We start from the raw sequence: 12,334 nt of genomic DNA on the forward strand, positions 1-12,334 counted from the left end.
ACAGCCGGAGCGACTGGGGTAACCGGTGCGACAGGCACAGCTGGAGCGACTGGGGTTACGGGTGCGACAGGCGCAGCGGGAGCGACTGGGGTAACCGGTGTGACAGGCACAGCGGGAGCGACTGGGGTTACGGGTGCGACAGGCACAGCTGGAGCGACTGGGGTAACCGGTGCGACAGGGGCAACGGGTTCAGGGGCAATCATTCCATATGCGTCCGGCCTTCCAGTATCTTTGACAACGGTAATCGGCGGACTCTTGAATACGTCCAGTCTTGTAGGTTTTGGCAGCAGCTCTACAGGTGTTAGTGTTACAGGCGGGATCATTGACTTGACAGGTGCGGCTGGAACATTGCTCAACTTTGCCTTCTCAGTGCCGCGTGCAGGCACCATTACCTCACTGGCAGGCTATTTCAGTACAACTGCGGGACTTAGCTTAGTAGGTTCGACGGTAACCATAACTGCACAGCTGTTCCAGTCTACTACACCGAATAATACCTTCACCGCTGTGCCCGGAGCGCTGGTAACACTAGCTCCTACGTTGACAGGTGTCCTTGCTCTTGGCACAATCAGCAGTGGATTAACTACAGGGCTCTCCATTCCGGTCACTGCCGGTACCCGTCTGCTGATGGTCTTCTCGGCAACGGTAACAGCCGGGATTGATGTAGCGACAACGGTTGCCGGTTATGCCAGCGGCGGAGTTACAATTGTCTAAACGCAGCGCTGCAAGCCAATAGAAATAAATAAACAGGGACCTCCCAAGCCTATAGGCTCAGGAGCGTCCCTGTTTTATTTATGGCGTAGAGAACTGAATTGTAGTTGTATATTTGTACTTCTGTGTAGCTAATGTTGAAGTAGGGGGTTCTGATTTCATCCGCTGTTGGTGGCACAGATCAGGTAACTTTAATAAAATCCTGCACAGAATACAACATTCCCCCCCATTAACACGCCCTAAATCCAAAATTGTTGTAGAAAATGCAGCATTTCTCCTTCTCCATGCGGTTTAGGCAGAGGATTGTTGTATTTCATACAACAATCCTCCCGCACACCCAGGTATCTAGGGATCGGAGTTGCAAAACGTACAACATTTATGCCTTCGTGCGTACTAAGAAGCCTACATTCTGCCGGCAACGAATTGTGTGTAAGGAATTAACATATTCCTCTCGTCCCGCCGCGATTAACCAGTAAGCTGGTTAGGTTATTGTCATAAGTGTGGTTTATATAACCGGCAGTGTTACACCAGATCGCAAGCCTCAGCCGGCATCCAGTGAGCATCCTGGCCGTCCCATTTCACATTACAGCCGATCGGGTTGGTCAGGGGTACACTGACCGGTTGCCCGGACACCAGCTCTGTCAGGGCGTTATCCAGATTGTTGACGGTCAGCTTGCCGGTCTCGCGCGGATTATCAACGCCGCGTCCGGTGTAGACCAGCTTGCGGGCTTCATCGAAGATATAGAAGTGGGGCGTGCGCAGCGCGCCATAGGCCCGGGCGGTCTCTTGCGTATCGTCACGCAGATAGGTCCAAGGGAACTTATGCTCCTCCATCCGGGCAACCATATGCTCGAAGGAATCATCGGGATGCGTAGTTTCACTGTTGGCATTGATGCCAACGAATTGGACACCCTGATCGCGGAATTTCTCCGCTGCCTCACGGGTAAGCTCATCGGAACCGACTACAAACGGGCAATGATTGCAGGTGAAAAAAACAACCAGGAACCTTGCGGACGCGAATTGCTCCAGGGAATAAGTCTGTCCGTCCGTCGCCTTCAGGGCGAAGTCAGGGGCTGAGTCTCCAAGCGCCAACGTAAAGCTCATTTACAAGCACCTCCTGAATAAGATACAAGCCTTCCCTTGTATTATACCGGACTTGCCAAGTGCTTCCAAACTAAGCCGGATTACTTTCTTCTATCCAGCATCTCAGGAGATCTTCAGCATGATTGTACTTTGTGCAACAGAAGCCGTATGATTTGGCGCAGAAACCCATTCTACAGCATTTCATACAATTGATTTCCGGATTTTCGCTGAAAACCACCAGTTTCACTGAATTCTGCTGTACAATGTGCAGCAGATTCCATTTCTCGGCGGATCCTGCTGTATAAAGTGCAATTAGAACGGAGGCTCTCGGAACGTAGAGGCTTGGCATAACCTTGCTCGCAACCAGCCCGCGGTCAAATCGCCTACCCCGCAGCTTGTCCGCGGTCAAAACGCTACCCCGCAGCCAGCCCCCGGTTTAAAACGCCCAATACCCCGCAGCCAGCCCGCGCTCAATTGCCCACAGCTCAAGCTTCGCCCCCGGTCATATCGCGAGTATCTCGCGGATATCCTGCTCGCTCAGGCTGGACAGGGCTTCCTGTCCCGGCTGAATCACTTCATCAATCAGATTTTTCTTCTTCTGCTGCAGCTCGTACATCTTGTCTTCTACGGTTCCCTGTGCAACCAGGCGGATGACCTGCACGACCTTCTTCTGTCCGATCCGGTGGGCGCGGTCAGCAGCCTGCTGCTCGACAGCCGGATTCCACCACAGATCATAGAGAATGACCGTATCGGCTCCGGTCAGATTAAGACCGGTGCCGCCCGCCTTCAGCGAGATCAGAAAAAGATCACGTTCCCCTTCATTGAAGCGGGTGCACAGCTGGGTACGCTGGGAAGCCGGTGTTTGTCCGTCCAGATAGAAGTGCGGCACACCCAGCAGGGCCAGTTCGCGCCCGATCATCCCCAGCATTTGTGTGAACTGTGAGAAGATCAGCATCCGTTTGCCGGAGCTGCGGCATTCGTCGATGATCTCCAGCAGCTGTTCGAATTTGCCCGATCCTCCAGTGTACCCGTCCACGAACAGGGAGGGGTGGCAGCACAGCTGGCGCAGCCGGGTGAGACCGGCGAGGACTTTGATCCGGCCGTTGCCGAAGCTGTCGCTGTCCAGATGCTTGAGCGCTTCCTTGCGCAGTCTGGCCAAATAAGCGACGTAGAGCCTTTTCTGCTCCGGCAGCAGCTCAGAGGCCTGCAGTGATTCGATTTTGTCCGGCAGTTCCTTCAGGACATCGCTTTTGAGGCGGCGCAGCAGGAAGGGGCGGGTACGCTTTGCCACAGTCTCCCGGGGAAGGTCATGGAAAGCCTTCTTGCCGGGGAACAGCCCGGGAAATACTACGCCGAAGATTGACCACAGATCCTCGAGCGCATTCTCCACCGGCGTTCCCGTAAGCGCGAAGCGGTACCGGGCTTGCAGGAGCTTAACTGCCTGGGCAGTCTGCGTCTCATGGTTCTTAATCATCTGCGCTTCATCCAGGATGAGGGTATGGAAAGACCGCTTGGCGTATTCCACGGCATCTCTGCGCAGCAGCGGATAAGAGGTAATGATGACATCATGGCCCGCTGAATTCCGCAGCGTCCGGTTGCGTTCGTCCGCACTGCCGTCGGCAATGGCTGCCTTGATGTCCGGGGCGAAATGCTTCAGCTCATTATGCCAGTTGTAGAGCAGCGAGGCCGGGGTGACAATGAGCGCAGGGACTCCGCCCTGACGGATATCCGTAAGCTCGGAGAGCAGGAAGGCGATACTCTGCAGCGTTTTGCCGAGACCCATATCATCCGCCAGAATGCCGCCGAAGCGGTAGTGGGCCAGTGTCTTCATCCACTGGAAGCCGTACTGCTGATAGTCGCGGAGTACAGGGGCCAGACTCTCCGGCACAGGGAAGTCCAGATTCTCGGGACTCGCCATATTGGCCAGCAGCCGCCGGAACGACCGGCCGATCTGGACGGAATCGCCTTTGCCGGTATCCACATGCAGGCGAAGGCCCCGGACCAGCGGCAAGGAGAACTCTGCATGATTGAAGTCCCCGTTCTGAACGCCAAGCTCATTCATCAAGGCGATAATTTCCAGGAATTCTGCAGTTTCCAGCGGCAGCAGCGCACCATCCGGCAGCCGGTAATATTTACGCTTTTCCTGCAGGGATTTCAGCACCAGCACGATGTCCTTCTCCGGAATACCATCCATGCTGAACTTGAAGTCGAGCCAGTCGGTCTTCTCATTCCAGCTCAGGCTGACCTTGGGCATGGCATGCTCCGTAAGTACTCTTTCCTTGACCGCAGTAGTGGCATAGACCTGAAGCAGCGGCTCCAGCAGCGGAATGGTATGGTGGAGAAAATCGAATTCCCCGTCCTCATCCCGCATGATATATCCGCTCTCCGTCCGTGCGAAGGACTCATGGGCCATCAGGTCGAGAATCCGCCGTTCGGCCTCCCCGTCCCGCATCAGAATCACCTCATTGCTCCGCTCATGCGCCTTCTCATCCAGCGGGTTAATGACAATCCCGCCATATTGGAATTCAAGCCCGGCGAGCAGCCGGTCTCTGACCCGGTCGAGATAGAGTCTGGCGTGAAGCTGCGCCTGAACGATTCTGTCCGCGATGGCATCGGCAATAAACACCTGGCCCAATTTTTTGAGTCCGGGAATGACGCCCTCCATGAATGGCTCCATCTGCTCCGGGGCAATGGCAATTCCGTCCTGCCGCGAGGGGTTCAGCAGCTTTTTCAGCTCAGCGAGACGCCCGCATTCCTGCACCGGTAGCTTCAGCAGCTTACCTTCAGACAATACAAGCCCGTAATCCTCCAGAATCGTAAGCTGCTGAAGCCCCTGGACATCCAGCCGGTACCCCTCTCCTTGTGCCTGATCGAACTGGAAGCTCAGCGGAAGGGCCTCAGTGGAGAGAGACAAACGTTCGTGCAGGATCTGGCCGTGCTGCAGCCGGGCTGCAGGGGCGGCCGTGAGTGCTGGCAGCAGGCTCTCCCAGAAGAAGGGAGGAACAGCCAGCAGCCGCTCATTTCCCGAAGTACCGGTATGCGGAGCGTAAGGGCTGATGCTGCTGCGGTATATTTTTTCATTCAGCATGATTTCAATCAGCTTCACGAGCACCTCATTATCTTCCTTCGAGAAGCTGTGCAGGGCGGGATCATAACTGAAATGTCTGGAGAATTCAAAAGGCTCACCCCGGTGAACACGTTCCAGAAACCCCCGGATTTTGGGCACGATATAGAGGCGCTTAGAGCCTACTTTCAGCTCTATGCCCAGCATTGTGCTGCCGAAGCTGTAAGAGAAAGGCTTGCAGATGAACTCTACCTGAAGCGGTGTCCGCAGATCCATATAAGTTCCGGCTCCGCTCGGCCGCTGCCGCACTCCGGTGAACATCCCGAGCATGCTGCTCACCAGCTGCCGGTCACCACTGCGCCCGGTGTGTCCGTCTCCTCCAGAGCCGGAATGGCGGGGCGTAAGTGTACCGGTCTCTCCCGTGAACGCTTCCGGCTCTTCCCCATCCGAATCGGGAGTCTGGCCCATGTCCATATCTTTGCCGAGATAAAGGACACTAACCAGTGCAGCTGCAATATGTTTGCAGAAAGGTCCGCCGCGGTAGTAGGCAGGGCAGGTACACTCCCCGTTAACATCACCGTCACTATCTATGGTTAGCACTACTTCATGGCTTTCCAGTCCATGAACCGCAGCGCGGTATTTCGAATATTCCCCGTCATCGTTGTGCTCAGTATAGATAAGATCAACCTTATGAGCGTGATAATAAGCTACCCCCTGATCAAAAGCGGCTCTGCCGCACAGCAGCTTGATTACCCGTTCCGGTACCTGGAAACCCAATGTAATCCTCACTTCCTTCTATTCCTGATGGCTAATTTGCTCTCAAGCCAAGGCCTGGTTTGTCCCGTTCGACAATCGTTATAGTACCCATAATAACAGAACAGGCGTACGCCTTCAAAAGGGGAATGGATAAAAGACAAAGCAAAAACCCGGCGGGGACTGTACAGTGCCCCGCCGGGTTAAATATGGCCTGCGTTTTTACCTTCCCCCGCCAATTCCGTGCATGATGAAGCTGACGGTCTGCTCAATCTCTTCCTCGTCACCCCCGCGGGGTTAAATATGGCCTGCGTTTTTACCTTCCCCCGCCAATTCCGTGCATGATGAAGCTGACGGTCTGCTCAATCTCTTCCTCGTCATTCCAGTCATGGTCGGGCATCAGCAGCAGGCGGGCCAGCAGATAGCCGATGACCGAGGAAATGGTGAAGCGGATGATCGCAGGAGTAGGAGCATCCATAATCTGGCCCTGCTCCTTGAAATGCTCCGTGATTACAGTGACACGCTCCAGCACCTGGCTGAGAATATTCTCGACCAGCTGTTCTTTGAGCGCAGGCTGGAAGGGGATCTCCTGGATAAGGATTCTGATAATTTTGAGATTCTTACGGGCGAAATCGAGCCGGTTCACCATGAATGCCTTAAGGAAGGCATCATAGCTCTCAAAGGGTACATCCAGCACACCGCTGAAATTACGCATCACAAACGGAGCGATCATCCGGCTCATGGTGGGGACAACGATGGCCAGCAGCAACTCTTTTTTTGTCTTGTAGTAGCGGAAAATCGTTCCCTCAGCCACGCCCGCCTTCTGGGCGATCTCACTGGTGGCCGCTGCCGAGAACCCCTTCTCCGAGAATGTATCAATGGCCGCCTGCAGAATGGACATCTGCTTGGGGGTCATTTGTTCCTTTTCACTGAGGGCCAGCAGCTCTTGAATCCACTGCTCCTGCCCCTGCTGCTCTGCAGCATTGTCTTTCTCCATGATGGCTCCTCCAACTCTCTTGCTCTTACCTTCAAGTGTACCACAGCCCATACCGCGAATTCGAAGTTACATTTTGCGGTGCTTGCGCAAGGCCAGCACATTCAGCAGCATGAACAGCAGGGAGAAGCCGATCAGCATGAATACATCAAGGGCGATATCATTCCAGCCTTTGCCGCGGATCATGATATCCATCAGCGCCTGGGCGCCGTAGTAGATGGGGGTTGCCAGTCCTACGCGCTGAAGCCAGAGCGGAAGGGTATCCAGCGGAAATAGTCCGCTCAGGAAAATCTGCGGCACAATAACCAGGGGAATGAACTGGATCATCTGGAGCTCATTGGCGGCAAATGCCGAGAGCAGGGTGCCGAGCGTCAGTGCCGACATCGAGAGCAGCAAGGTCATCAGCAGAACGTAGCCGAAGCTTCCGGCCATCATAATGCCAAGCACCTGGATCGAGAACCAGGAGATCAGCAGCGCCTGAAAGACGGTGAAGATACCGAAGCCGCAGACATATCCGAGCACGATTTCCCAGCGTTTCAGCGGAGTGGAGAGCAGGCGTTCCAGTGTTCCCGTGGTCCGCTCGCGCAGGAAGGAGACGCCCGCGATCAGGAAGACGAAAAAGAATACAAATACCCCGATCATAATCGGGCCGAAACGGTCGATCGTCTTCATATCCTCGGCGCCGTACAGATAGCTGATCTGCGGCTGATTCTGTACGCTGCCTGCCGCTGACGGCTGCAGGCTCTGCATAGCTTCCTGCAGGGCCATCATTACGGCGCGGTTAGCTGCCGGGTTGCTGCCTTCCAGCATGATCCCAGGAGTGGTTCCCTTCATTGTAATATAAGCATCAATGTCCCCCGCCTGAAGGGCGGCGTTGCTGGATTCATCATTATCATAGCTGGTAATTTCAGCCTTCTGGGCTTCCAGCGCGGTGCTGAACACTGCAGCACCAGAGGCTACGCCGATCTTCGGCTCATAAGCATCGCCGTTAAAGACCAGGCTCATCAGGCTGAGCACCAGCAGGGGCGCGATGAACATCAGCGCCATGGTTCTTTTATCATGGATGAATTGCTGCAGAATTCTCAGGGTAATCGCACGGATTCTCATGAGCGTACACCTCCATAGTACAGGAAGGCTTCTTCAATGGTAGCGGAGCCGGTTGCCTGCAGCAGTCCGGCGGGAGTGTCTATTGCGAGCAGAACGCCATCCCGGATCATAGCCAGCCGGCCGCATTTCTCCGCTTCATCCATAACATGTGTGGTGAGTACAATCGTGGTGCCTTTACGGTTCAAAGCCTTAAGTTCCTTCCAGATCGACTGGCGCAGCACCGGATCAATCCCGACCGTAGGTTCATCCAGCAGCAGCAGCGGCGGCTCATGCAGCAGCGCGATGGCCAGTGACAGGCGGCGTTTCATGCCACCGGAGTATTGGTCTACTCTTTTACGCAAATGCTCCTGCAGGTTCACCAGCTCCATTACATCTCTGATCCGCCGTGTGCGGTTGCCGCCCTTCAGACCGTAGAGGGAAGCGAAGAACTCCAGATTCTCCTTGGCGCTCAGTTCCGTGTATAGCGCATCGGACTGGGCCATATAGCCGATCTGCTGCAGCATGGCAAGCTTCGGCATCCGTACCCCAAGGACGTTAATCTCGCCGGAGGTAACTTCGTCTATGCCCGTGAGCAGCTTGACCAGCGTGGTTTTGCCGGAGCCGGACGGGCCCAGAATTCCGAAGGTTTCCGCCTGCTCCACCTGCAGCGTAATATCCTTCAATACATTCTTGCTGCCGAAAGCCCGGTCAACATGGGTTACTGTAATCACTGGGTTCGCTTGGTTCATTGTGATCTCCTCAATTCTCAGCATAATGAGTGAGTACTCACTCATAATAATAAAGATTCTCTTGGTAAAAGTAAATTTCTTTTCCAAGTACACAAAAATATATATCTGACGCTCTAATGATCTCCGCTATTGCGGACAAGATTGCGTGAAATCCGGGATATGAGTGTGAGCCGGGCGAAGCGGACTGAGATTCCGTTATCTTGATCCTGTGGGCTTGATAAGCAGGGTTTGCGGTCAAATAAAGGAATCTGAGTCCGATTAACCTGGGAATCTGCATGTTTTACCCGAAATAGCTGATTGTAAGTCCGCCAGACTGGCGGACAGATTATGAGAAGCTTCGTCAGGCTCCCGCAGAGCACATGCCCGATGTATTAAGGACGCGGAGCCGTTTCCGCTTGCCGCCGCAACAAACATATTAAATTTTATGGATTACCCGTTTCCACCTACCGGTTATCAGGGTAATAAGGAGAATACTGGAGATTACCGGCAACCGGAACCCATTACATTAGAAGGTGGTGCGAATCATGGCAGGACATAAGCTGCTCCTTACTCTGGGAGTGCTTCTGGCAGCGGCCGGACTTAGCGGCTGCAGCAGTACAGACGGAGCGGAAGCGGACAGCGGAGCTTTTCATACCCTGGCGGAAGAGAATGCGGAAGCGCAGCAGTATTTGCCTGACGATCTGCCGATACCGGAAGGCGCGGGAATTACGTTTACCCAAGGTGAAATGGCAGAGGGGAAGAAATCCTCTATGCTGATCTATGAGACAGAGGAAAGTATGGCCGCTCTCGGAAGTACATATCAGAAATATGTAAGGGACAAGGACCTGGAACGCGGCACAGAGATTGTCGACAGCAACAACATTCTAATTAATGGCAAGGTGAGCGGTTCTTATTCGTATTCTATTATCGGCAGCAGCTCGGACTCGAAGCCCGGCGGTAATGAGATTATTGTGACGTGGATACTGAATTAATATCATTTTTACAAACGGCGGGTCCTGGAGTTATTCCGGGGCCCGCCGTTTTATTTTCCTCCCCATAAACATTTTTGCTTTTTTTAATAGATTGGATGGACAAGTTGAGAAAGAAAAGGAGTGACGGAGGGGAATTTTGGAACTGTAGGAGCGGGAGCGACCGCCTTTGTCCCCGGATTTCCACCGCGTATAGCGGTAACAATCAAGAAATCTGGGGACAACAGCGGCTGGAAGTCCAAATATTCACCGCAGTGGCGACTGGTTTTTTCTCGAAAAGTTTAAAGTTCCCGCCTTTGTCCCCGGATTTCCACCGCGTATAGCGGTAACAATCAAGAAATCTGGGGACAACAGCGGCTGGAAGTCCAAATATTCACCGCAGTGGCGACTGGTTTTTTCTCGAAAAGTTTAAAGTTCAATCCATTTAGGAGAGCAAAAATGTGATTACTTTTACAATTAATATTTCCATAACATTCCTCTGCAACAGAATTGACATTCGTAGATGAAAATAACATTAGCAGTTACCTATAGGAAAAGGGTGAATCTAATTGACAAACAGTAAATGGATCGGCGCAGCTTTGGCTTCAGCACTTCTCGTAACAGGGGGATCAGTAAGTGTTTTGGCTACAAGCAGCAGTGTGAGCGCCGCCGCCGTCAAGACATCCGCAGTCGCGGAGGGAAGTACTACATGGAGTATCAATGGTACGCCGGTTGCACTCAGCACAATCAACAGCGGTGGATATAAACTCTATTCGTTAAGCCAGGTGGCAGGGGAGCTTGGAGCAGGACTTGTGCTCGGCAGCAGCGGATTTCTATTAAATGACAGCAAGGGCCTACATAATGTACAGATTCAGGCGGGTGTGAAAAGCTATCAGGTTGATGGTGAAGCACAGGAATTTACAGTAGCACCTGTCGTTCATAACAGCAAAACCTATGTTGAACTCACGAAGCTGGTTACCGCACTTGGCGGTGAACTGCAGGCTGAAACCAGCAGTATCCTGAGCTTCGCCCGGCCGGCCGGCCAATTTGATACCCTCCACTGGAGTGCGGACGGCGGCCTGATCGCGAACCAAAGCGACGCTGAATCCACACTGCTCTATAAATTCAGCCAGGTGCCGGGCAATTATGAATGGTTCTCTTCCAACAGCAGTGCTGTGGATTATGCAGTTTCTGCGGATCAGCAGTGGGGGGTGTTCAGCGGTGAGACAGGCCTTCTGCAGCTGATCAACCTGTCCAGCGGAGTGATCACTACCCTTGGGAAAGACACCAGCGTGAAGACGGACCTCGTATGGTCCAGCGACGGCAAGACGATCTATTTCATTCAAGGCGACAAGCAGGAGAAGCTGGCGCAGATTTCTGTAGAGACCGGAGAGGTCAAAGCGCTGCTTGAGGATAAAGTGGAGAATAAATCGGAGCTTCGGGTATCGGCGGACGGCAAAACTGCCGTGTACATTGTCAATGTAACAGGCACAGCCAAGAATGATGCCGACAGTACAGAAGATTCACTGACTGTAGACTTCAGCAAAGCCGGAGAACAGCTGTACAAGCTGGATCTGGCCACCAAAGGCGCGAAGCCGGCAGCCCTGACTACTGCGCTCGACAACAAGCTGTACCCGGAGATTCTTGCGGGCGGCAGCGTAGTGTACCTGAGTGCAGATCCGGAGGGCACTGCCGTCAACACCCTGAAGTCGATTACAGCTGACGGCACCAGCACAGATATCACCTTGAGTGCTGAAGCCAACTGGTCTGCCGGAACAAGTGCAGGTCTGGTGGTTGCAGGCTTGAGTGCAGACGGCAGCACTGTAATCTACTCTATTGCAGGCGGCGCGGCTCCGGTTGAATTGTTCCGTACGGCAGAGGATGTGTCCGAGGTGTCAGTATCGAATGACGGCAGCAAAGTGGCAATTGTCAGCGACGGCAAAATCCTTGTGATTCAGAACGGCAAAGCAGTACAGCTGTCCAACTAATACTGAGCTTTCAATGCTTCACAACAACATTTATCGGCGCTGGCCGCCGGGAGGAGAAATTTTACATGAAGGTTTTCCGGAAATTAACAGTTACAGCGCTCACCGCGGTTATCGCGGTTACCGCAGCTTTTGCAGGGGTTGCCGCTGCTGCGGACAGTCTCAAGGGTAAAATCACCGTTAACGGTTCGACCGCACTGCTTCCATTGACCCTGCAGGCCGCCAAAGAATTCCAGAAGCTTCACCCTAAAGTGAAAATCGCCGCTTCAGGCAAAGGCTCCGTAACCGGACCTCAAGCCGTGAAGAAAGGCATTGCGGATATCGGCGCCTGCGACTGGGATGCCAGCATTGATGTTCCGGGCTTCAAAGCTTTTGAAGGACAGGTAGCGAACAAGGTAGCGGTCATTCCTTTTGCAACCATCGTGAACAAAAACGTCGGTGTAGACAACTTGACTACAGAACAGCTTAAAGGAATCTACTCCGGCAAAATCACAAACTGGAAGGAAGTCGGCGGAGCAGATGCCAACATCGTGGTTATCACCCGTGCCTTCGGTTCCGGTACCCGGGTCAACTATCAGGCGAAGGCACTTGCCGGCGGAGATATTGTGAAGAAAGAGAAGAACTACAAGGAAACCGGCTCCAGCGGCGACATGAAAACAGCTGTGGGCACTACTCCTAACGCTATCGGATACATCGACCTTGTCTACGTGACCGGCAGTGACATCAAAGCCGTGAAGTTCAACGGTGTGGAAGCAACTACAGACAATGTTATCAACGGTTCATACAAGATTTGGGCTTACGGCTACTACATGACCAAAGGCCAGCCTACCGGAGCTACCAAAGAATTCATCGAGTACGTACAGAGCAAGAAATTCCAGCAGGGCTCGCTCAAAAAGCTTAAATTCATTCCGATTGCGGCAATGCAATCCTAGGATTAACCATAGTACAAGGTAACAGACTGATAG

At 53.4% G+C, this 12,334-nt stretch carries 9 protein-coding genes; 4 read left to right on the top strand and 5 right to left on the bottom strand.

Annotated elements, in window-relative coordinates; genetic code table 11:
* The coding region (locus tag QW71_RS09305; protein WP_039296597.1) for an exosporium glycoprotein BclB-related protein at positions 1-711 on the top strand (711 nt) is incomplete at its 5' end.
* A gap of 519 nt (positions 712-1,230) precedes the next feature.
* Here QW71_RS09305 and QW71_RS09310 read toward each other — a convergent pair.
* From QW71_RS09310 to QW71_RS09330, 5 genes are all read right to left on the bottom strand, one after another.
* A complete protein-coding gene (locus QW71_RS09310; RefSeq protein WP_039296602.1) occupies positions 1,231-1,812 on the bottom strand; it encodes a thioredoxin family protein in 582 nt (193 codons plus the stop codon).
* A gap of 481 nt (positions 1,813-2,293) precedes the next feature.
* Positions 2,294-5,644 carry a DEAD/DEAH box helicase gene (locus QW71_RS09315; protein ID WP_235441430.1) on the bottom strand — a complete coding sequence of 1,117 codons (3,351 nt, stop codon included), beginning with the start codon at positions 5,642-5,644 and terminating at the stop codon, positions 2,294-2,296.
* A 280-nt stretch (positions 5,645-5,924) separates the two neighbouring features.
* A complete protein-coding gene (locus tag QW71_RS09320) occupies positions 5,925-6,605 on the bottom strand; it encodes a TetR/AcrR family transcriptional regulator (protein WP_039296608.1) in 681 nt (226 codons plus the stop codon).
* A gap of 66 nt (positions 6,606-6,671) precedes the next feature.
* Positions 6,672-7,709, bottom strand: a complete 1,038-nt coding sequence (locus QW71_RS09325) for an ABC transporter permease (RefSeq protein WP_039296611.1) — start codon at positions 7,707-7,709, stop codon at positions 6,672-6,674.
* A complete protein-coding gene (locus tag QW71_RS09330; RefSeq protein WP_039296740.1) occupies positions 7,706-8,437 on the bottom strand; it encodes an ABC transporter ATP-binding protein in 732 nt (243 codons plus the stop codon). Before QW71_RS09330 ends, QW71_RS09325 begins: the two co-directional genes overlap by 4 nt.
* A 524-nt stretch (positions 8,438-8,961) precedes the next feature.
* On the opposite strand from QW71_RS09330, the gene QW71_RS09335 reads away from it, so the two are divergent.
* From QW71_RS09335 to QW71_RS09345, 3 genes are all read left to right on the top strand, one after another.
* On the top strand, positions 8,962-9,408 hold the full coding sequence (locus QW71_RS09335) for a hypothetical protein (protein WP_039296615.1): 447 nt from the start codon (positions 8,962-8,964) through the stop codon (positions 9,406-9,408).
* 545 nt (positions 9,409-9,953) lie between these two features.
* The gene (locus QW71_RS09340) at positions 9,954-11,372 is read left to right on the top strand and encodes a PD40 domain-containing protein (protein WP_152679722.1); all 1,419 of its coding nucleotides are present in this window, start codon (positions 9,954-9,956) and stop codon (positions 11,370-11,372) included.
* 65 nt (positions 11,373-11,437) lie between these two features.
* The gene (locus QW71_RS09345) at positions 11,438-12,301 is read left to right on the top strand and encodes a phosphate ABC transporter substrate-binding protein (RefSeq protein ID WP_039296622.1); all 864 of its coding nucleotides are present in this window, start codon (positions 11,438-11,440) and stop codon (positions 12,299-12,301) included.
* Positions 12,302-12,334: the final 33 nt, after the last annotated feature.

This window comes from Paenibacillus sp. IHB B 3415 (assembly GCF_000802655.2).
Classification (GTDB): domain Bacteria; phylum Bacillota; class Bacilli; order Paenibacillales; family Paenibacillaceae; genus Paenibacillus_AQ; species Paenibacillus_AQ phytohabitans.

Excerpts from the sequence above, each read along its gene's own strand:
- QW71_RS09310 (WP_039296602.1), bottom strand. The coding sequence starts at position 1,812 with ATGAGCTTTACGTTGGCGCTTGGAGACTCAGCCCCTGACTTCGCCCTG.
- QW71_RS09320 (WP_039296608.1), bottom strand. The coding sequence starts at position 6,605 with ATGGAGAAAGACAATGCTGCAGAGCAGCAGGGGCAGGAGCAGTGGATT.
- QW71_RS09325 (WP_039296611.1), bottom strand. The coding sequence starts at position 7,709 with ATGAGAATCCGTGCGATTACCCTGAGAATTCTGCAGCAATTCATCCAT.
- QW71_RS09330 (WP_039296740.1), bottom strand. The coding sequence starts at position 8,437 with ATGAACCAAGCGAACCCAGTGATTACAGTAACCCATGTTGACCGGGCT.
- QW71_RS09335 (WP_039296615.1), top strand. The coding sequence starts at position 8,962 with ATGGCAGGACATAAGCTGCTCCTTACTCTGGGAGTGCTTCTGGCAGCG.
- QW71_RS09345 (WP_039296622.1), top strand. The coding sequence starts at position 11,438 with ATGAAGGTTTTCCGGAAATTAACAGTTACAGCGCTCACCGCGGTTATC.